We start from the raw sequence: 20306 nt of genomic DNA on the forward strand, positions 1-20306 counted from the left end.
ACAGGCTTGGTTCTAATTCCACTCTTACGGACATACACTTGTACAAAATCAGTGGTACTGTGAGGGATGAAAAAATGAGCCAATATATTGATCCGAATGCTGGTTATACAAAAGGAACGACCCAAGAGCATGATGTAACGATGAAAGGCCGCCGTTTGCTTGATATTACCGGTGTCAAACAAGTTGAAAGTTTCGATAATGAAGAATTTCTGCTCGAAACGTCAATGGGTTTCTTATCTATCCGGGGCCAAAACTTGCAAATGAAGAATTTAGACGTTGATAAAGGCATCGTTTCGATTAAGGGAAAGATTTTCGACCTTGTTTATTTAGATGAGCAATCAGGGGAGAAAGCTAAAGGCTTCTTTGGCAAGTTGTTCAAATGACCTTAACGATCCAATTTTATACGTTGCTTGCGATGATAGGCATGGGCAGTGGCTTTGGAGCTGCCCTGGATACGTATAGCAGGTTCCTGAATCGTTCAGAAAGGAAAAGGTGGGTTGTATTCATCCATGACTTCCTTTTCTGGATCATTCAGGGTCTCCTTATTTTTTATGTTTTGTTTTTAGTGAATGAGGGGGAGTTTCGCCTCTATTTATTTTTGGCCTTATTATGCGGTTTTTCAGCTTATCAAGCACTTTTCAAAGGTTTCTATCAACGTTCATTAGAGTTTTTGATAATACTTGTGATAAAGTTGGCGAGATTTATAACGAATTCGGTTCACATGCTGATATTTCTACCGATAAAATGGGTATTAGTATCTGTATTGGCCATCATCATCGGGATAGGTAAGTTCGTTTTGGCATTATTAAAATGGGCGGGAAAAATACTTCTCTTTATTTTGACTATATTCTGGAGACCAGTAAAAGGGATTCTGACTTATATATGGAATTTATTGCCGGTTTTTGTTACGAAAAACGTCGGGAAGTTTTATAATAAAGGAAAAGGGATTTTATTGAAAATAAAGAATTCTATATTTAGAACGCTAAATGGATGGAGAAATAAAAAGAAATGAGGAGCGATAAAAAATGAGTAGCCTGCGTAAAAAGAAAGTGGCAAAAATGGAAAATCCCTACGTCGCTCAACAAGAGAAAAAAGTACAAACCGTAGAAAAAAAGAAGCGTGGTCTAATGCGTAGATTAACCCTTTACTCAATTTTCGCCGCTGTCTTTTTGATTTTTGCCGTTTCCACCCTCATAACGCAAAATGTTGCACTGGATGAGAAAGTTAATCAAAAGGAAGAAATGAAGGGGAAGTTAGCTGAATTGAAAAAAGACGAGACCCTTCTCAAAGAAGAAATCGTAAAGCTTAATGACGACGATTATATAGCGAAAATAGCCAGACGGGATTATTTCTTATCTGAAAAAGGTGAAATCATTTTTACCCTTCCAAAAGGGAAGGAAGATAGTGACTAATATTGACACTGTTTTTTTACTTTCGTTATAATATAATGTGAAGAGATTTTTTTAACATTTCTAAGGAGGAACATTTTTTTTATGTCAATCGAAGTAGGCAGCAAGTTACAAGGTAAAGTAACAGGCATAACTAATTTTGGTGCATTTGTAGAGCTACCTCAAGGTTCAACCGGTCTTGTCCATATCAGTGAAGTGGCTGATAATTATGTCAAGGATATCAATGATCATTTAAAAGTGGGCGATACAGTTGAGGTGAAAGTCATCAACGTTAAAGATGGCAAGATTGGCTTGTCCATAAAAAAAGCGATAGACCGTCCTGAAGGTGAGCAAAAACCTGCATACACACCACGTCCGCGCCAAGGAAGAGGGAATGACAGCCGTTCCAAAGACTTCCGCTCGAAAGGTAATGGTTTCCAGCCTAAAGAAAACTTTGAGCAAAAAATGGCTAAATTCTTAAAAGATAGCGAAGACCGCTTAACGACCCTTAAACGTAGCACCGAAACGAAACGGGGAGGTCGAGGAGGAAGACGCGGATAAAACTGCTGCTGAAAATAATAGTTTAGCAACTTTTCCTGTGAAATTATTCATAGTGTAGATAAAGGCAAGCTTGCTGGCTTGTCTTCTTTTAATTATCAACGACATAAAAAAGCGCCTCTGCACACTTACCGATATAAGTGTGCAGAGGCGCTTTTGATATATGATGACCCGTACGGGATTCGAACCCGTGTTACCGCCGTGAAAGGGCGGTGTCTTAACCGCTTGACCAACGGGCCGTGATTTTCATGAAAAAAGATAGCGGCAGAGGGGATCGAACCCCCGACCTCACGGGTATGAACCGTACGCTCTAGCCAGCTGAGCTACGCCGCCATAATGGTAAGTGCTACTGAAGCACAAGTTATATCTTACAGTCGTGAAGAAAAAATGTCAACAAAAAAAATAAAGTTTGTCGGTTTCCATTTCCTGATTATTTATTCGTGTTATTTTCCGCAAAAATAACCTAAAAACTTTGCTTTTCTTCAAAAAAAAAAGAACGCCCGTTTCCGTATTGAAAAAAAAGGGACAAAAACCTGTATACAAATGATTGTTCAAGAAGAATTTCGTCGAACGTTTTTGTTATCCGCTTATAAAATTCTGACAAAAAAATAGACAAGCCCTCTATATAATAAAAACCACTAATACGAATGGGGTGTTGAAATGGAAAAAGTAGAAAGACCTATGATGGAACCTCTTGGAGATGTTCAATTAAAAGAAGCGAAGGCAGGGGCCATCAATTGGATCCAACAACTGCAAATGAAGTCGGAAGACATATTCATAAAAAAAGGTATCTCTTTAGCAATTATCGGTTTTTTATTAGGACGGGCTTTGATTCTTTCGCAGCTTGCACCATTTGGACTTCCGTTTTTCGCAGCTGTTTTTCTCATGAGACGTGATAGGGCTCCGCTGGCTTTATTCGGATTGATTGCAGGTGGGCTGACCGTTCACTATTCGAATAGTTTAGTCATCTTTGCATCGGCGTTCCTGCTCCTGTTATTTCATAAAATCAAGAAGCCCGCCGTGGAAGGACAATTCAAGACCATGTCGATGTACGTCTTTGCTTCACTATTCCTGGTCAACCTGGCGGAGCAATATCTGGTATTTCGAACGATTCAGCTGTATGACTTAATGATGATAGGGGTAGAGGCGGGACTCGCAATGATTTTAACCTTAATCTTCATACAATCCATCCCGATGCTGACCGTTCGGACAAAGTCCCAATCATTAAAGACGGAGGAAATCGTCAGCATCATCATCCTGCTGGCTTCGGTGATGACCGGAACCATCGGCTGGATGATCTACGATTTATCACTCGACCATATATTCTCGCGATACCTGGTCCTCCTCTTCGGGCTGGCAGGAGGGGCCGCCATAGGCTCCACTGTAGGTGTAGTTACTGGATTGATATTCAGCTTGGCAAGTATTGCAAGTCTTTATCAAATGAGCCTTCTCGCATTTTCAGGGCTCCTGGGAGGCTTATTGAAGGAGGGAAGGAAGATAGGGGTTGCTAGCGGCCTCTTGATTGCTACATTACTGATAGGTTTATATGGTGAGGGCACCAATAATATTATGGTGACCCTTTATGAATCACTTATAGCTGTGGCCCTGTTTATATTGACGCCGTCATCCATAATCAACAAAATAGCGAAACATATACCGGGAACAGTCGAGAATTCTGATGAGCAGCAGCAGTATGCCCGAAAAGTGAGGGATGTCACCGCTCAAAGGGTGGAGCAATTCTCACATGTATTTGAGGCGCTCTCAAATAGCTTTTCCCAAGTGGATGAAAGGGGGAGATTGGAGGAAGATGAGAAAGAATTCGACTACTTCTTAAGTAATGTAACGGAAAAGACGTGCCAGCTTTGTTTTAAGAAGGAACAATGCTGGTCCAAGAACTTTAATACAACCTATGACGGCATGCAGGAAATTATGCTTCAATTAAGTGAAAATAATGGCCAGCTCCCCCAAAAAACTTCGAAAGAGTGGGGGAAATATTGTAGCCGCGGGCCTCAGGTCATTGGGGCGATAGCACAGGAACTTACTTATTTTGAAGCTAACCAAAAATTAAAAAGGCAGGTGAAGGAAAGCCGGAAACTGGTGGCGGATCAACTGAGGGGCGTTTCGGCAGTAATGGATGACTTTGCGAAAGAAATTCAAAGGGAAAGGAAGAATCATCATGTACATGAAGAATCCATTTTGGAAGCCATCCAGGATTTTGGCCTGCACATAGGCCATGTTGAAATATACAGTCTAGAACAAGGAAATGTTGATATAGAGATGAGTGTCCCATACTGCCAGGGCAGAGGGGAATGTGAAAAGTTGATTGCACCCATGCTTTCTGACATTTTAGGGGAAACGATAGTCGTTCATTCAGAAGAGTGTGCAACATATCCAAACGGGCAATGTGAGGTGATATTTAGGTCAGCAAAAAAATTCACGGTCGAAACGGGTGTGGCTCATGCTGCCAAGGGGGGAGGGCTTGTATCAGGAGACAGTTATACGACAATGGAAATTGGCTGCGGCAAATTCGCGATAGCCATCAGTGATGGAATGGGAAATGGGGAAAGGGCCCATTTTGAAAGTACAGAGACATTGAAGCTTCTACAAAAATTTTTACAATCGGGAATAGAAGAAAAAATAGCCATTAAATCCGTAAACTCCGTATTATCTCTACGCACTACCGATGAAATATTTTCGACTCTTGATTTGGCAATGATTGATCTTCAGGACGCAAGGGCTAAGTTTTTAAAAATCTGTTCGATACCGAGTTTCATTAAAAGGGGGGATAGGATAATAAAAATCGAATCAAGTAACCTTCCTATGGGAATCATCCAGGATTTCGATGTTGATGTTGTATCAGAAGAGCTGAAGGCAGGGGACATATTAATCATGATGAGCGATGGAGTGTTCGATGGCCCCTCACATGTCGAAAATATCGAGTTCTGGCTTAAACGAAAAATCAAGGAAATGGAAACAGACGACCCGCAGGAAATCTCTGATTTAATATTGGAAGAAGTCATCCGAACTAAAGGGATCATAGATGATGATATGACAGTGGTTACATCGAAAATAAAGCATAACACACCGAAATGGGCGTCCATTCCCGTTTCTCCAAAACGTAAAAAGGCACAGTAGGGGCCGTTTATATAAATAAAATGAAAAAAACCAAAATGAGGTGGAGAAATGGAAGACGGATAAAAGGTAAGGGTTGCACTCTTTTCAATCCCTTCACTCCGTGATGTGACTTGATGAGATGTCTTTGGCGTATAATTTCCCCCTTTTTAGTCAATTATGGTAACAAATTGATAGGAAGGGAGAGCAAAACATGAAAGCAGGAACATTAAGACAGATTTTGCTTATAACCGACGGATGTTCAAATCATGGTGAGGAACCTTCTGCCATGGCTGAATTGGCAAGGGAGCAAGGCATAACCATCAATGTCATAGGTGTCATGGAAAATGATGTGATAGATGAAAAGGGGCTTAAGGAAATTGAGAAGATTGCTGGTTCCGGAGGTGGCGTAAGTCAAATAGTCTATGCTCAGCAGTTGTCCCAAACCGTCCAAATGGTGACCCAAAAGGCAATGACTCAAACTATACAGGGCGTTATCAATCGTGAACTTCAACAAATACTTGGAGATTCAAAAACGATGGACGATCTTCCGCCCGATAAACGAGGAGAAGTGATGGAGGTGGTTGATGAGCTTGGGGAAACAAGCAAGCTCGAAGTATTGATTCTTGTTGATACAAGTGCAAGCATGAAACATAAACTGCCTACAGTAAAAGATTCTTTATTAGATCTTTCCCTTAGTATGAATGCAAGAATGGGTGACAGCCGTTTTTCCGTATTCGTATTTCCTGGGAAAAGAAATGATGTTGAAAAGCTGCTGGATTGGACCCCGAACCTTGAAGCCTTGACGGCAACTTTTCCTAAGCTTAGCACAGGGGGACTCACTCCGACTGGTCCGGCCATTCGTGAAGCTTTGACATATTTCAATAAAAAACGTTCATTGAGGGGATTGTTATCACATGATGATGAACAATACTTTGAGGAATCAATGTAAACTCCTGCCTGGCAGTGTAGTCACTGGAAAATGGAATAAAAATCAGTACAAAATCATTAAGGAATTGGGGTGTGGAGCGAACGGGATCGTCTATTTGGTTGAAAGCGGAAATCGTCATTATGCTTTAAAGCTCAGTGATAATGGGACGTCCATTATTTCGGAGATGAATATCCTAAAATCCTTTTCAAAGGTCCAGGGGTCTACCCTTGGACCTTCCTTTTTGGAAGCGGATGATTTCATGAAAACAGGAAAGCAGCTCCCTTTTTATGTCATGGAATATATCCACGGACACGATTTTTTGCGTTTCATCGATAAAAAAGGTTCATCATGGATTGGAGTCTTGATGCTTCAGCTTTTAACAAGCTTGTCTGCCTTGCATGCCAATGGATGGGTATTCGGGGATTTAAAACCTGAGAATTTAATCGTGACTTCACCAGCCTATAAGGTACGGTGCGTGGATGTTGGCGGAACCACCTTAATCGGGCGATCTGTTAAAGAATTCACTGAGTTCTTTGACAGGGGTTACTGGGGACTTGGATCAAGAAAGGCTGATCCGCAATATGACTTGTTCGCTGTTGCGATGATTATTATCAATTCAGCCTACCCTGGACGTTTCCATAAGAAAGGGGAGGGGTATAGACAGCTTAACGACCTGATTAAGCAGAAAAAGGAATTGCACCCATATAGAAAGCTGCTGGATAAAGCACTCCGCGGGCAGTATGATTCAGCCCTCCAAATGCGGGAGGATTTGGTCATGGTTCTAAGTAAGCGAAATCATTCGAAGAAAAAGGGCCTGACTCAGGCAGCGGCGGGTCAGCCGCATACAATACAACCTGCAACGAGACAAGCAAGAAGGTCCCAAAACCATTCAAAAAAGAAAAGTGGCGGTTTTTTTGAAACTTTTTTGCTGGTTGCCATCATATCGATGCTCTATGTTCTATACATATATGAACAGTTGTTATGATATAGTTATTATGTGAATGCCATGGAATAGTTGAAACCATTTCATGATTGAATCGTATAAAACTAATGCCTGTTCATAAAGAAGGAAGATTGTATGTTAAAGGAAAAAGTTCTGAGTACCATTTATAGAAATGAATTGATTAAGGAACACTCGAAGTTGCTAATAGGCGTTTCCGGAGGACCGGACTCATTGGTGCTTCTCCATATCCTTAAGGAAATTCAACCTCTTTTTCATTACGAGATGATCGTTGCAAGTGTTGACCATATGTTTCGAGGTGAAGAATCCTATGAGGATTACAAATATGTCGAGCATATATGTAAACGGTGGGGCATTACATTCGAGGGAAAAAGGATCGATGTTCCTGCCCGGATGGAGCAGATGGGGGAAAGTTCACAAGTAACGTCAAGAAAGTCGCGTTTTGCTTTCTATGAGGAAATGATGGATAAACATCAAGCCTCCACGCTTGTACTGGGGCATCATGGAGATGACCAAATAGAAACGATGCTCATGCGTTTAACAAGAGGGGCGACAGGTAAGGCGAGAGCTGGTATTCCCATAAAAAGACGGTTCCATACCGGGAATCTGGTCAGGCCTTTTCTTGAAATTACGAAAAGCCAAATAATCGAATATGCGGTCCTTCATAATATTGAACCAAGGTTTGATCCGAGCAATGAAACGGGTGCCTATGCAAGAAATCGTTTTAGACATGAAGTCCTTCCATTTTTAAAGAAGGAAAATAGAAAGGTTCATGAGCATTTTCAACGATTCAGTGAAGAGCTTTATGAAGATGAAGAGTTTTTTTTGAACATGGTTTCAAGCAAAATGTCCGAGGTTTGGATCCAACAGGATAAAGATCAAGCGGTTATTCAGATTGATAAGGTTCTAGCGATGCCTAAACCTTTACAAAGAAGGGCGATTCAACTAATATTAAACTATCTTTATTTGGAGAGACCTTCATCGCTTTCGGCATTACATATTGACCAACTTTTAGTTTTGTTTTTAAATCCTCAACCATCTGCAGAATTGCATCTTCCGGAGGGCCTTATTGCGGAAAAATCATATCAAGCTTGCACTTTTAGATTTTTTCGGCAAAAAAGCCTTAAATATTCCCTTAAATTACAAATTCCCGGTGAGACTATTCTTCCGAATGGATATAAGATTAAAGCGCACTATATAAAAGAAGAAATTCCGGTACTTAGAGGAAATCATTCTTTTATTCTTCCCGAATCAGCTGTTCAGTTTCCTCTTACAGTCCGGACCAGGAATGAAGGCGAACGGATGGCCGTCAAGGGATTGGGTGGAACTAAAAAGTTAAAGGATATTTTCATTAATGAAAAGATCCCGATGCTAGAAAGAAATGTGTGGCCGGTCATCATCGATCAAACGGGAATGGCCATTTGGCTACCTGGTTTAAAGAAATCGAATATTGAGCCGGATATAATTTCTGATGAAAAATCTTTAATCTACTTAGAATATAAAAAAGCTTAATTCTTCTTGGGGGGCAATAAATTACAATGACCATGCAAAACGACATTGAAAAGGTTTTAATATCAGAGGAAGAACTTCAAAAAAAAATCAGGGAATTGGGTGCGCAGCTTGAAGCTGATTACCAAGGTAAGTTCCCGTTGGCAATCGGAGTGCTGAAAGGCGCCATGCCATTTATGTCAGATTTACTGAAACGTGTGGATACACATCTTGAAATGGACTTTATGGATGTTTCAAGCTATGGTAACTCCACTGTATCTTCCGGTGAAGTGAAAATCATCAAAGATCTTGATACATCGGTTGAAGGCCGGGATATTTTGATCATCGAAGATATTATCGACAGCGGTTTGACTCTTAGCTATCTTGCGGAACTTTTCCGTTATCGAAAAGCAAAATCAATTAAAATCGTTACATTATTGGATAAACCAACAGGCAGGAAAGCGGATATCACTCCGGATTATGCCGGGTTCATCGTTCCGGATGCATTTGTTGTCGGATATGGTCTTGATTTTGCGGAAAAGTATCGTAATCTCCCGTATATTGGCATATTGAAGCCTGAAATTTACTCGAATTAATCGTACTTGTTTGAAAGAGAAGACCAGATAAAAACAGCGGTGTTAAATTATTGTAATTCATTAATTTTGTATGATAGTATTTACTATAGTTTGTTTACCCGTGGGAGGAGGTAAGGGATGAATCGGATCTTCCGTAATACCATATTTTATTTACTGATCTTTTTGGTCATCATTGGGATTGTAAGCATTTTTAATAATAACAATGAACCAACGGAGAAAATGACCCAAGATGAATTCTATAAGCATTTGGAGAATGGGGATGTTACTGCACTGACGATGCAGCCCGAAAGCAGTGTATTTGAAATCACAGGAAAGCTCAAAGGTTATGAGGAAAATAAATTCTTTGTGACGTACGTGCCTTTCAGTGAATATTCTCAGAGCAGAATCAATGATGCCGTAACCAAGTTGGGTAAGGACATCATCACTGTTGAACCTCCAGAAAAAACAAGTGGCTGGGTGACATTTTTCACTTCCATCATTCCATTTGTAATCATTTTTATTCTCTTCTTCTTTTTACTTAACCAAGCTCAGGGCGGCGGTGGTGGCCGTGTCATGAACTTCGGGAAAAGTAAGGCGAAATTGTATAATGATGATAAGAAAAAAGTACGCTTCAACGATGTTGCCGGGGCGGACGAAGAAAAGCAGGAACTTGTCGAGGTTGTTGAATTCTTGAAAGACCCTCGAAAATTTGCCGAGCTTGGAGCCCGTATTCCTAAAGGGGTACTTTTAGTTGGGCCTCCTGGTACAGGTAAAACTTTACTTGCACGAGCAGTGGCTGGTGAAGCCGGAACTCCTTTCTTCTCAATCAGTGGTTCTGATTTTGTTGAAATGTTTGTGGGTGTCGGTGCATCCCGTGTTCGTGATTTGTTTGAAAATGCTAAGAAGAATGCACCATGTATCATCTTTATCGATGAAATTGATGCAGTCGGACGTCAACGTGGCGCAGGTCTTGGCGGCGGTCACGATGAACGCGAACAGACATTGAACCAACTTCTGGTGGAAATGGATGGTTTCGGTGGTAATGAAGGAATCATAATCATCGCTGCGACTAACCGTGCTGATGTATTGGATCCGGCATTACTGCGTCCAGGACGTTTTGACCGTCAAATAACGGTAGGGCGCCCTGATGTTAAGGGCCGTGAAGAAGTTCTGAAAGTGCATGCACGCAATAAACCATTAGCAGAAACAGTCGATTTGAAAGCGATCGCTCAGCGTACTCCAGGATTTTCTGGTGCGGATCTTGAAAACTTATTGAATGAAGCTGCGCTTGTGGCTGCCCGTCAAGATAAGAAGAAGATCGACATGTCCGATTTGGATGAAGCATCGGATCGCGTTATCGCTGGACCTGCCAAGAAAACCCGTGTCATTTCCAAAAAGGAAAGAAATATCGTAGCGTGGCATGAAGCAGGCCATACCATTATTGGATTGGTTCTGGATGATGCCGAAGTCGTTCATAAGGTTACGATTGTCCCTCGTGGTCAAGCTGGCGGTTATGCAGTTATGCTGCCGAAAGAGGATCGTTTCTTCATGACGGAACCTGAGCTTAAAGATAAAATCGTAGGGCTATTGGGTGGCCGTGTAGCCGAAGAAGTCACATTCGGAGAAGTGAGTACCGGTGCTCATAACGATTTCCAACGTGCAACGGGCATAGCTCGGAGCATGGTTATGGAATATGGCATGAGTAAACTTGGACCGCTTCAATTCGGTAATTCACAAGGTCAGGTCTTCCTAGGCCGAGATTTCAACAATGATCAAAACTATTCAGATGCAATAGCATATGAAATTGATCTTGAAATCCAACGTATCATCAAGGAAGCTTACGAAAGATGTAAGACGATTCTTACTGAAAATCGTGAAAAACTTGATTTGGTCGCAAAAACCTTGCTTGATGTGGAAACGCTTGATGCTGAACAGATCAAAGGTTTATTCCATAATGGTAAATTGCCAGAACGGGATTATACAGCCCTTAATGGGAATTTAACCACTGATGAGAATGTCAAGGTGAACATCAATACGAAGAAGGAAGAAAAAGAGGCCCTGTTAGATCCATTGGATAAGAGAGGACCTGAGGACCTTGAAATAACGGAGGAAGGATTGAATACTCCTCCAATCAAAGAAGGTGCGCCTCAAGATCAGCCGCTTTCCTTCCCGAACGAAGATGACAATAAAAAGTCTTAAGTTGACTGAATTCAAAAGGGTATTTCCGCCTCGGAAATACCCTTTTCTTCACTCTTGAATTAATTATGATGAAGTTTCTGGGTTACCTTTCGAAAAGTGCGACTAATAGCGTGGTAAATAACAGTGTGGTATGATGTTGGAGAATAATTTACCGGAGTGATGAAACGATGATTTTTGTATTGGATGTTGGGAATACGAATACTGTACTAGGCGTATACGATGAAGATATTTTAAAATATCATTGGCGAATTGAGACTAGCCGTCACAAGACAGAAGATGAGTATGGAATGATCATAAAGTCTTTGCTGCAACATGAAGGTCTTTCGTTTGATCAATTTGATGGAATCATCATTTCTTCGGTAGTTCCGCCAATTATGTTTGCGCTTGAACGAATGTGCAAAAAATACTTTGGTATAAAACCGCTTATAGTTGGACCTGGAATAAAAACTGGATTGAATATTAAATACGAAAATCCGCGTGAGGTGGGTGCGGACCGAATCGTTAATGCTGTTGCAGGCATTCAGGAATATGGAAGCCCTCTCATTATCGTGGACTTTGGCACGGCAACTACATATTGCTATATAAATGAGGATAAACAATACATGGGCGGAGCCATTGCCCCGGGTATAAATATTTCTACTGAAGCACTTTATTCAAAGGCGGCCAAACTTCCAAGAATAGAAATCAGCCGGCCAGAAGGGATTATTGGGAAAAATACGGTGTCCGCCATGCAGGCTGGTATTTTGTATGGGTATGTTGGACAGGTAGAAGGAATCGTTAATCGAATTAAGGAGCAAAGTAATCTAGAACCAACGGTAATAGCAACTGGTGGATTGGCTACCTTAATTGCCAATGAGTCTACTGTGATTGACGTAGTGGAGCCATTTTTGACCTTGAAGGGGCTGCAGTTGATTTATAAACGTAATCGTGAGCAAGTGAAGAAGTAACACAAAGCATGGAAGGAGCAAAAATAAATGAAAGATTATCTAATAAAGGCGTTAGGTTATGAGGGACAGGTTCGGGCATATGCTGTTTCAACAACAGACACGGTAGGAGAAGCTCAGCGGCGCCATTATACATGGCCTACTGCTTCAGCTGCCCTTGGACGGGCGATGACGGCAGGCGTCATGATGGGCGGAATGTTAAAAGGTGAAGAAAAGCTGACGATTAAAATCGAAGGCGGAGGACCGATCGGTTCCATCCTGGTCGACAGCAATGCAAAGGGAGAAGTCCGCGGATATGTCACTCACCCGCAAACTCACTTTGATTTGAATGAGCAAGGAAAGCTTGATGTAAGGAAAGCGGTAGGAACCGATGGATTGTTGACTGTTGTCAAAGATATCGGTCTTCGTGATTACTTTTCAGGTCAGGTACCGATTGTATCGGGAGAATTAGGTGAAGATTTCACATATTACTTTGTTACTTCCGAACAGGTGCCTTCATCTGTGGGGGTTGGGGTCCTGGTCAATCCGGATAATTCAATCCTTGCAGCGGGTGGATTCATCATCCAGTTGATGCCGGGTACATCCGAAGATACGATTTCAAAAATCGAAAATCGACTAAGCACGATAACTCCTGTTTCTAAGATGATTCAGAGCGGCATGACTCCTGAAGAAATCCTAACCGAGATTTTAGGTGAGGGCAATGTGAATATACTAGAAAAAATGGATGTCCAATTCTCCTGTCAATGTTCTAAGGAAAGAATTGCAAATGCATTGATTAGCCTAGGGCAAGCTGAAATTCGGGATATCATTGATACAGATGGACAAGCGGAAGCACATTGTCATTTTTGTAATCAGACCTACCAATTCTCGAAGGAAGAACTCGAGGAACTAGAAGCGGAAACCAAAAAATAATATACGGGGGATAAGGGTTTGCCAAAACAAAAGCTTCGGGCGATTATTGCTGCCCTTGCCTTGTTGAACCTATTGACTATCATTATCTTTGTCATAAAACCACTGATCATTTCAAAATCCGTCATCGGGGAAGAAACGGCCGCAAAGGTTGGATCCAAGGATATTTCCCGGGACGCATGGATTAATGAGCTCGAAAAAAGATATGGGGAAGATGTACTTGAGGAAATGGTCGATAAAGAGGTCGTGAAACAGGCAGCTGAAAAATATAAAGTGGAAATTTCGGATGAAGAGCTTGATCGGGAACTTAAAATGATGAAAACGATGTATGGGACTGCCGGTCAGAACCTTAATAAAAGTAACGAGCAACTGAGGCAGGAAATTCAATCGAGTCTCCTCCTCGAGAAGCTCCTCACCAAGGACGTTTCGGTCTCCGAAACGGCAATGCGGAATCATTATGATAATAATAAGGATATCTACAGAATCCCTACTGCTTTCCATATTTCCCATATTACCTCTTCTACAAAAAAGCAAGCGGACCAAATCGTACGTGAACTGGAGAAAGGCGTCCCCTTTGATGTCTTAGCGATGGAAAAGTCCCTTGATGAATTCACTGCCAACCAAGGTGGCGACATGGGTTATATATCCCAGGATAACGAGAAAGTCTCCAAGGAATACATTACTGCTGCCGAGAATTTGAAGGTGAAAAAGTGGAGTGATCCGATTCAAACGGAAGAAGGCTGGGCCATTATCTATCTGCATGAAAGAATAAAGGGCAAGCAGTATGAATATGATGAGGTTAAAGACAAGATTCAACGCCAAATAGCTCTTGAACAGATTCAGGCACCGGTCTCAGGGAAAATTTTCTGGGACGAATTTGATGTAGAGTGGTTTTATGGATCGAAAGAACAAAAGTAGGTCGATGGTTGTGTGAGAAAATTTAGAATATAGTATATAATCATTGACAATGAACTATAAAAACTGGTAACTTTAAATTTATAAAACCAATAAACATACTCGGTATTAAAATGATAAGGAGTGGAGAAAATGGCACGTATAGCTAATTCTGTAATCGATTTAATTGGACAAACACCTATTGTGAAGTTAAACAAGCTTCAAAATGAAAACAGTGCAGATATCTATCTGAAACTTGAGTATTTTAACCCAGGCAGTAGTGTAAAAGACCGTATCGCCCTTGCGATGATCGAAGCGGCAGAAAAAAATGGTACCCTTAAGCCAGGTGATACGATCATTGAACCTACAAGCGGAAACACTGGAATAGGACTTGCGATGGTAGCTGCGGCAAAGGGCTATAAATCAATTCTGGTTATGCCGGAGACGATGAGTTTGGAACGCCGTAACTTGCTTCGTGCTTATGGTGCAGAATTAGTCCTTACTCCTGGACCTGAAGGAATGAAGGGTGCAATTTCAAAGGCGACTGAGCTGTCTAAAGAAAAAGGTTACTTCATTCCACAGCAATTCGAGAATGTAGCCAACCCTGAAGTTCATCGGAACACTACAGGACCTGAAATCGTTGAAGCCTTTGGTGATGAAGGTCTGGATGCATTCGTTGCCGGAATCGGTACTGGCGGAACGATAACAGGTGCTGGTGAAGTCCTGCGTGAAAAATACCCTAACATTAAGATTTTTGCTGTTGAGCCTGCGGACTCTCCGGTATTATCGGGTGGGGCTCCAGGACCTCATAAAATCCAAGGAATCGGTGCAGGCTTCGTCCCAAGTATTTTGAATACTGATCTCTATGACGAAATCATTCAAGTCAATACAGAGGAATCGTTTGATTATGCCCGCCGTGCGGCTAAAGAGGAAGGAATCCTTGGTGGAATTTCTTCTGGTGGCGCAATTGCAGCTGCCATTAAAGTGGCTGACAAGCTGGGGAAAGGCAAAAAGGTACTAGCTATCATACCAAGTAATGGTGAACGCTACTTAAGTACGCCATTATATAACTTTGAGTAAGACGAGACACTAAAAATTAGAAGCGAAGTTCCTTCCTTAGGGGCTTTGCTTTTCTTTTTGTAGTAAAGTCTGCAGAAGCTTCCCAAATCTTCATGGAACTTGCACTATGCCTATGTAAATGGGTAAACTCGTATATATAGATTTCTTAAGGCGAAGGAGAACGTTGGATGTCATTAGCTGGAGCGTCAAAAATAAAATGCGGTTCATTTGATTTGGATTACAGTAATAGAACCTTAATTATGGGTATTTTGAATGTTACGCCGGACTCCTTTTCGGATGGCGGGAAATATAATCGGATAGATGCCGCTTTGAAGCATGCCGAACGGATGGTCAACGACGGAGCTGATTTATTGGATGTTGGCGGGGAGTCCACCCGTCCTAACTATGAGAGGATATCGGATGAAGAGGAAATAGAGAGAGTCGCCCCGATTATTGAAGCCATATCCCGTAATATTGAGGTACCAATATCGGTCGATACGTATAAATCAAGAGTAGCCGAAGCGGCTGTAAAAGCAGGAGCCCATATATTAAATGACATTTGGGGAGGTAAGGCCGATTCCTTGATGTCAAAGGTTGCTGCGGAATATAAGGTGCCTATTATCTTGATGCATAACAGAGATAATATGAGTTATGGACATTTTGTGCGGGATGTACTTCAGGATTTATTCGAAAGCATCATGTTGGTTAAGGAGGCGGGAGTCAAGGATGAAAACATCATTCTCGATCCGGGAATCGGCTTTGCGAAAGATTTAAATTTAAATTTGGAAATGATGAGGAACCTTGATAAGCTGGTATCTTTAGGTTATCCTGTACTGCTAGCAACATCAAGGAAGTCCATGATTGGACATGTTCTGGACCTGCCGCCTGATGAGCGGATGGAAGGAACAGCCGCCACGATCTGCCATGGCATTCAACAAGGCTGTCAAATGGTTCGTGTACATGATGTGAAGGAAATGGCACGGACTGCAAAGATGATGGATGCTCTATTAGGGAAAGGTGAATGAAATGGATAAGATATATGTGAATAAAATGGAGTTTTACGGTTATCATGGAGTTTTTCCGGAAGAAACGAAGCTTGGTCAGCGGTTTAAGGTGGATTTGATTGTCCAGACTGATTTAACCAAGGCTGGGAAGAGTGACAACCTTGAAGACTCAATCAACTATGGTGAGTTATATGAAGTGTGTAAAAGTGTTGTCGAGGGAGAACCTTTTAAGTTAGTGGAGGCTGTTGCTGAAAAAATTGCCTCTGAACTACTTATTAAATATTCTTCTATCGAGACATGCACCGTGAAGGTTTATAAACCAGATCCTCCAATAGCAGGTCATTATGACTCGGTTGCTATAGAGATTGTTAGGGGACGCTGATTGTGGTAAATATTGCTTACCTTTCAATAGGCTCGAACTTAGGGGATCGCCTTGAAACATTCCAAAGGGCTTTCCAGTTATTGTCTGAAAATCCGCATATCAAGTTGGTGGCCTGCTCTTCTTTATATGAAACAGACCCGATAGGATATGAAGATCAGGACTGTTTTTTAAATGCTGTCCTAAAAGTGAAGACCGATTTAGAACCGGAAAAATTACTTCACGCATGTATGAAAATTGAACAAGAATTAGGGAGAAAAAGGGAAATCAGGTGGGGTCCCCGTACTTTAGACCTTGACATTTTGTTATATAATCATGAAAATATTGAGACAGAGATTCTTTCAGTCCCGCACCCTCGTATGCACGAGAGGGCATTTGTTATCGTGCCTTTAATGGAAGTGGACCCTGATATATCACTTCCGCAAATGTATGCACCTTTGAGCGACCTGCTTGAACAGATTTCGGATAAAGAAGGAGTTCGATTATGGAAGGTGAAAAATGGGGAAGGCGTATTCGCGCTTTTCGAAAGTTAAAGGGTTATACCCAGGAAGGATTTGCGAAAGAAATAGGCGTTTCTGTTTCCTTGTTGGGAGAAGTCGAACGAGGGAACCGCAACCCTTCAGAAGCATTTTTACTGGAAGTGGCTGAAATACTTCATGTTTCCATTGAGGAGCTTCAGCCACCAGAGGATAAATGAAAGAATGTTATAGGAGGCACACCGTGTTAAAAATAGGCAATATAGAAATGAAGAATCCGGTAGTGCTAGCACCGATGGCGGGAGTCTGTAACTCGGCATTCCGCTTGACCGTCAAGGAATTTGGTGCTGGCCTTGTTTGTGCGGAGATGGTCAGTGACAAGGGAATCGTTTTACAAAATGCTAGAACGATGAATATGCTTTATATAGATGAAAGAGAAAAGCCGTTAAGTCTGCAAATCTTTGGCGGTGAAAAGAAATCTTTGGTCGAAGCAGCACAATTTGTAGATAAAAATACAAATGCTGACATCATTGATATCAACATGGGCTGCCCTGTCCCTAAAATCACTAAATGTGATGCGGGTGCAAAGTGGCTTCTCGATCCAAACAAAATTTATGAGATGGTTTCAGCGGTGGTTGATGCTGTTGAAAAGCCGGTAACGGTGAAAATGCGCATAGGCTGGGATGATGAGCACGTTTTTGCGATTCAAAATGCCCAGGCTGTTGAACGCGGAGGTGGCAAAGCTGTTTCCATGCATGGCAGAACACGAGTTCAAATGTATGAAGGAAAAGCTAACTGGGACATCATCCGTGAAGTGAAGAAATCAATTAATATTCCACTTATCGGTAACGGCGATGTGGAAACTCCACAGGATGCGGAAAGAATGCTGAAGGAAACGGGTGTTGATGGAGTCATGATCGGCCGTGCAGCTCTAGGTAACCCGTGGATGATTTACAGGACTGTGAAATATCTGGAAACTGGTCAACTGATGGATGAACCTTCTGTTCGTGAAAAGATGGAAGTTTGCGTGCTTCATATGGATCGTCTAATCGCGTTGAAAAATGAAAATGTCGCTGTTCGTGAAATGCGCAAGCATGCTTCTTGGTATTTAAAAGGTGTTAAAGGGAATGCTAAGGCACGTAAAGGGATTAATGTTTGTGAAACAAGGGAAGATGTTGTTAGCCTTCTATATGGACTCGTTGATGAAATTGAAGCGAAGCAACAGAATATCCAAATGGTCTGATGTTTGACATTACCTTCCTATTTTCCTATAATACGCTTATCTTAAACTGCCAGTAATCCTGGCAGTTTTTATATGTACATAAACGATGTTTTAAGATAAAAAGCTGTTGAATTCCTTTACTTTATGTAAGAATAAAAATGTATGCAAAAGAATTTCTGATTAATTATATAATTGCATTTATTAATAAAGATGGAGATGATTTTCGTGAGTCATGAAGAATTGAATGACCAACTGCAGGTAAGGCGCGATAAAATGCAGGCCATGATGGATAATGGACAAGACCCTTTCGGGAGCAGATTCGAGCGCACACATAACACTGAGGAGATAGTCAGTGCTTATGGTGAATTAGAAAAAGAAGATCTTGAAGAAAAAGAAATTGAAGTTACGATCGCTGGCCGTGTCATGACGAAGCGTGGAAAAGGGAAAGCGGGATTTGCCCATATCCAGGATATTAGTGGCCAAATCCAAATCTACGTCCGTTTAGATAACATAGGAGAAGATTCTTACCAAATTTTCAACCAAACGGATCTTGGCGATATCGTAGGGATAACTGGCGTTATTTTCAAAACGAAAGTCGGGGAACTTTCCATAAAAGCTAAAGAATATGTGTTCCTTGCTAAAGCGCTTCGCCCGTTGCCTGATAAATTTCATGGCCTAAAGGATGTTGAAGAGCGTTACCGGAAGCGTTATGTCGATTTAATTACAAATGAGGAAAGTAAAAACACATTGATCATGCGCAGTCGTATTGTACAAGCCATGAGACGGTATTTGGATGATCACGGATACCTTGAAGTGGAAACGCCTCTACTGCACTCTGTTGCTGGTGGAGCTGCAGCACGCCCTTTCCTTACTCACCATAATGCCTTGGATATGCCTTTGAATTTAAGGATTGCCATCGAACTTCATCTAAAACGCTTAATCGTCGGCGGATTGGAGAAAGTTTATGAAATTGGCCGGGTTTTCAGAAATGAAGGCGTATCTACAAGACACAATCCTGAATTCACATTGATTGAATTATATGAGGCATATGCAGATTACCAAGATATCATGAGTTTAACGGAAAACCTGATTGCCCATATCGCTCAAGAAGTTCTGGGGACAACTACCATCCAGTATGGGGAGTATGAGATAGAGTTAAAGCCGGAATGGAAACGACTTCACATGGTTGATGCTGTAAAAGAATATACTGGTGTGGACTTCTGGACTCAAATGAGTAAAGAAGAAGCCCAGCAGCTTGCTAAAGAAAATGGGATTGAAGTTAAGGAATCCATGGAGTTCGGCCATATCGTAAATGAATTCTTTGAACAGAAGGTAGAAGATAAGTTGATTCAACCTACATTCATCTATGGCCATCCAGTGGAAATCTCTCCTTTGGCAAAGAAAAATCCGGAAGATTCCCGTTTCACAGATCGTTTTGAGTTATTCATTGTAGGTAGGGAGCATGCAAATGCCTTCACGGAGCTAAATGATCCTATTGATCAACGTCAACGCTTTGAAGCTCAATTAAAAGAGCGGGAGCAAGGTAATGATGAAGCCCATGAAATGGATGAAGATTTCTTGGAGGCGTTAGAATATGGAATGCCGCCAACTGGCGGACTTGGAATTGGTGTTGACCGTTTGGTTATGCTATTGACCAATTCTCCATCTATACGTGACGTCCTGTTATTCCCGTTGATGAGACATCGCTAATATAAGCAAAATGAATATTGATTGCAGGCCGAATTCGGATGGCCGGGATCATTGGGCGCAGCTCATGATCCTGGTATGTCCCATTCGGTTTTTGTTTTTTTATTATAATTTCATTTCCTTCAATAGAATGGATTCGAGGGCTTGAAAGAAAAACAACATTATCTCAAAAAACTTTAAAAAAAGTATTGCGCAGTTAACGTAATGGTGTTATATTTATATCTGTCGTTACGAACGAGTTGCAAACAGATTACAAACTTTTAAAAAGTTTTAAAAAAGTTGTTGACTTACGGTAATGAAGATGTTATTATAAATAAGCTGTTTCGAAAGATATTGCTCTTTGAAAACTGAACAAAACAAAGCGCCAACGTTAAATTTTAAGTGAGCACACACTATCAAAAAAGCAAATGAGCAAGTCAAACATTTCTTCGGAGAGTTTGATCCTGGCTCAGGACGAACGCTGGCGGCGTGCCTAATACATGCAAGTCGAGCGAATCGACG

The 20306-nt window shown here is 41.4% G+C and carries 20 protein-coding genes, 2 tRNA genes and 1 rRNA gene; 21 read left to right on the forward strand and 2 right to left on the reverse strand.

Translation table 11 applies throughout. From position 1 onward, the window contains the following. Nucleotides 1-74: 74 nt before the first annotated feature. From yabP to ACFRAK_RS22835, 4 genes are all read left to right on the forward strand, one after another. Entirely contained in the window at nt 75-383 is a 309-nt protein-coding gene (yabP, locus tag ACFRAK_RS22820; protein ID WP_034316308.1) for a sporulation protein YabP, read from the forward strand. Beyond that, nucleotides 380-1012, forward strand: coding sequence for a spore cortex biosynthesis protein YabQ (gene yabQ, locus ACFRAK_RS22825; RefSeq protein ID WP_387604907.1), 633 nt, complete (start codon nt 380-382; stop codon nt 1010-1012). The genes yabP and yabQ overlap by 4 nt, the downstream gene beginning before the upstream one ends. A 13-nt stretch (nt 1013-1025) precedes the next feature. Next, entirely contained in the window at nt 1026-1412 is a 387-nt protein-coding gene (locus tag ACFRAK_RS22830) for an FtsB family cell division protein (RefSeq protein ID WP_387604906.1), read from the forward strand. 81 nt (nt 1413-1493) lie between these two features. Continuing rightward, nucleotides 1494-1949, forward strand: coding sequence for a S1 domain-containing RNA-binding protein (locus tag ACFRAK_RS22835; protein ID WP_214794723.1), 456 nt, complete (start codon nt 1494-1496; stop codon nt 1947-1949). Between the two features lie 164 nt (nt 1950-2113). Here ACFRAK_RS22835 and ACFRAK_RS22840 read toward each other — a convergent pair. Together ACFRAK_RS22840 and ACFRAK_RS22845 are read right to left on the reverse strand one after the other, a co-directional pair. Then, a tRNA-Glu gene (locus tag ACFRAK_RS22840) sits at nt 2114-2185 on the reverse strand. A gap of 20 nt (nt 2186-2205) precedes the next feature. Then, nucleotides 2206-2279: transfer RNA gene (locus ACFRAK_RS22845), tRNA-Met, on the reverse strand. Nucleotides 2280-2606: 327 nt separating this feature from the next. Between ACFRAK_RS22845 and spoIIE the strand changes: the two genes are divergently transcribed. From spoIIE to ACFRAK_RS22930, 17 genes are all read left to right on the forward strand, one after another. Beyond that, nucleotides 2607-5081 (forward strand): stage II sporulation protein E, encoded by a 2475-nt coding sequence (spoIIE, locus tag ACFRAK_RS22850; protein ID WP_260288345.1) that lies wholly within the window; start codon nt 2607-2609, stop codon nt 5079-5081. A 190-nt stretch (nt 5082-5271) separates the two neighbouring features. Continuing rightward, nucleotides 5272-6009 carry a VWA domain-containing protein gene (locus tag ACFRAK_RS22855; RefSeq protein WP_387604905.1) on the forward strand — a complete coding sequence of 246 codons (738 nt, stop codon included), beginning with the start codon at nt 5272-5274 and terminating at the stop codon, nt 6007-6009. After that, complete coding sequence (locus tag ACFRAK_RS22860; protein ID WP_387604904.1) at nt 5975-6973, forward strand: protein kinase domain-containing protein; 999 nt, start codon at nt 5975-5977, stop codon at nt 6971-6973. Before ACFRAK_RS22855 ends, ACFRAK_RS22860 begins: the two co-directional genes overlap by 35 nt. 93 nt (nt 6974-7066) lie before the next feature. Further along, nucleotides 7067-8461: a tRNA lysidine(34) synthetase TilS gene (gene tilS, locus ACFRAK_RS22865; RefSeq protein WP_387604903.1), complete on the forward strand. Its 1395-nt coding sequence runs from the start codon at nt 7067-7069 to the stop codon at nt 8459-8461. A gap of 32 nt (nt 8462-8493) precedes the next feature. Beyond that, complete coding sequence (gene hpt, locus ACFRAK_RS22870) at nt 8494-9033, forward strand: hypoxanthine phosphoribosyltransferase (RefSeq protein WP_076373001.1); 540 nt, start codon at nt 8494-8496, stop codon at nt 9031-9033. A 117-nt stretch (nt 9034-9150) separates the two neighbouring features. After that, nucleotides 9151-11211: an ATP-dependent zinc metalloprotease FtsH gene (gene ftsH / locus ACFRAK_RS22875; protein ID WP_260288347.1), complete on the forward strand. Its 2061-nt coding sequence runs from the start codon at nt 9151-9153 to the stop codon at nt 11209-11211. Nucleotides 11212-11378: 167 nt separating this feature from the next. Next, nucleotides 11379-12158, forward strand: coding sequence for a type III pantothenate kinase (locus ACFRAK_RS22880; protein WP_387604902.1), 780 nt, complete (start codon nt 11379-11381; stop codon nt 12156-12158). A 27-nt stretch (nt 12159-12185) separates the two neighbouring features. Continuing rightward, nucleotides 12186-13067 (forward strand): Hsp33 family molecular chaperone HslO, encoded by an 882-nt coding sequence (gene hslO, locus ACFRAK_RS22885; RefSeq protein ID WP_377401804.1) that lies wholly within the window; start codon nt 12186-12188, stop codon nt 13065-13067. An 18-nt stretch (nt 13068-13085) separates the two neighbouring features. Continuing rightward, entirely contained in the window at nt 13086-13982 is an 897-nt protein-coding gene (locus tag ACFRAK_RS22890; protein ID WP_387706630.1) for a peptidyl-prolyl cis-trans isomerase, read from the forward strand. Nucleotides 13983-14111: 129 nt separating this feature from the next. Next, on the forward strand, nt 14112-15038 hold the full coding sequence (cysK, locus tag ACFRAK_RS22895; protein ID WP_387604898.1) for a cysteine synthase A: 927 nt from the start codon (nt 14112-14114) through the stop codon (nt 15036-15038). Between the two features lie 167 nt (nt 15039-15205). Continuing rightward, a complete protein-coding gene (gene folP, locus ACFRAK_RS22900) occupies nt 15206-16042 on the forward strand; it encodes a dihydropteroate synthase (RefSeq protein ID WP_387604896.1) in 837 nt (278 codons plus the stop codon). 1 nt (nt 16043) lies between these two features. Beyond that, entirely contained in the window at nt 16044-16403 is a 360-nt protein-coding gene (folB, locus tag ACFRAK_RS22905; RefSeq protein ID WP_260288353.1) for a dihydroneopterin aldolase, read from the forward strand. A gap of 2 nt (nt 16404-16405) precedes the next feature. Further along, nucleotides 16406-16933, forward strand: a complete 528-nt coding sequence (gene folK, locus ACFRAK_RS22910; RefSeq protein WP_192207423.1) for a 2-amino-4-hydroxy-6-hydroxymethyldihydropteridine diphosphokinase — start codon at nt 16406-16408, stop codon at nt 16931-16933. Next, nucleotides 16885-17097, forward strand: a complete 213-nt coding sequence (locus tag ACFRAK_RS22915) for a helix-turn-helix domain-containing protein (protein WP_063235935.1) — start codon at nt 16885-16887, stop codon at nt 17095-17097. The genes folK and ACFRAK_RS22915 overlap by 49 nt, the downstream gene beginning before the upstream one ends. A 23-nt stretch (nt 17098-17120) precedes the next feature. Continuing rightward, a complete protein-coding gene (dusB, locus tag ACFRAK_RS22920; protein ID WP_260288354.1) occupies nt 17121-18119 on the forward strand; it encodes a tRNA dihydrouridine synthase DusB in 999 nt (332 codons plus the stop codon). 195 nt (nt 18120-18314) lie between these two features. Then, nucleotides 18315-19808 carry a lysine--tRNA ligase gene (gene lysS / locus ACFRAK_RS22925; RefSeq protein WP_387604890.1) on the forward strand — a complete coding sequence of 498 codons (1494 nt, stop codon included), beginning with the start codon at nt 18315-18317 and terminating at the stop codon, nt 19806-19808. 422 nt (nt 19809-20230) lie between these two features. Continuing rightward, nucleotides 20231-20306, forward strand: a 16S ribosomal RNA gene (locus ACFRAK_RS22930); the annotation flags it as partial.

The organism is Peribacillus sp. NPDC056705 (assembly GCF_043656335.1).

What these genes read in the sequence shown, in the direction of transcription:
- yabP (WP_034316308.1), top strand. Translation starts at nt 75, where the DNA reads ATGAGCCAATATATTGATCCGAATGCTGGTTATACAAAAGGAACGACC.
- yabQ (WP_387604907.1), top strand. Translation starts at nt 380, where the DNA reads ATGACCTTAACGATCCAATTTTATACGTTGCTTGCGATGATAGGCATG.
- ACFRAK_RS22830 (WP_387604906.1), top strand. Translation starts at nt 1,026, where the DNA reads ATGAGTAGCCTGCGTAAAAAGAAAGTGGCAAAAATGGAAAATCCCTAC.
- ACFRAK_RS22835 (WP_214794723.1), top strand. Translation starts at nt 1,494, where the DNA reads ATGTCAATCGAAGTAGGCAGCAAGTTACAAGGTAAAGTAACAGGCATA.
- spoIIE (WP_260288345.1), top strand. Translation starts at nt 2,607, where the DNA reads ATGGAAAAAGTAGAAAGACCTATGATGGAACCTCTTGGAGATGTTCAA.
- ACFRAK_RS22855 (WP_387604905.1), top strand. Translation starts at nt 5,272, where the DNA reads ATGAAAGCAGGAACATTAAGACAGATTTTGCTTATAACCGACGGATGT.
- ACFRAK_RS22860 (WP_387604904.1), top strand. Translation starts at nt 5,975, where the DNA reads ATGATGATGAACAATACTTTGAGGAATCAATGTAAACTCCTGCCTGGC.
- tilS (WP_387604903.1), top strand. Translation starts at nt 7,067, where the DNA reads ATGTTAAAGGAAAAAGTTCTGAGTACCATTTATAGAAATGAATTGATT.
- hpt (WP_076373001.1), top strand. Translation starts at nt 8,494, where the DNA reads ATGCAAAACGACATTGAAAAGGTTTTAATATCAGAGGAAGAACTTCAA.
- ftsH (WP_260288347.1), top strand. Translation starts at nt 9,151, where the DNA reads ATGAATCGGATCTTCCGTAATACCATATTTTATTTACTGATCTTTTTG.
- ACFRAK_RS22880 (WP_387604902.1), top strand. Translation starts at nt 11,379, where the DNA reads ATGATTTTTGTATTGGATGTTGGGAATACGAATACTGTACTAGGCGTA.
- hslO (WP_377401804.1), top strand. Translation starts at nt 12,186, where the DNA reads ATGAAAGATTATCTAATAAAGGCGTTAGGTTATGAGGGACAGGTTCGG.
- cysK (WP_387604898.1), top strand. Translation starts at nt 14,112, where the DNA reads ATGGCACGTATAGCTAATTCTGTAATCGATTTAATTGGACAAACACCT.
- folP (WP_387604896.1), top strand. Translation starts at nt 15,206, where the DNA reads ATGTCATTAGCTGGAGCGTCAAAAATAAAATGCGGTTCATTTGATTTG.
- folB (WP_260288353.1), top strand. Translation starts at nt 16,044, where the DNA reads ATGGATAAGATATATGTGAATAAAATGGAGTTTTACGGTTATCATGGA.
- ACFRAK_RS22915 (WP_063235935.1), top strand. Translation starts at nt 16,885, where the DNA reads ATGGAAGGTGAAAAATGGGGAAGGCGTATTCGCGCTTTTCGAAAGTTA.
- lysS (WP_387604890.1), top strand. Translation starts at nt 18,315, where the DNA reads ATGATTTTCGTGAGTCATGAAGAATTGAATGACCAACTGCAGGTAAGG.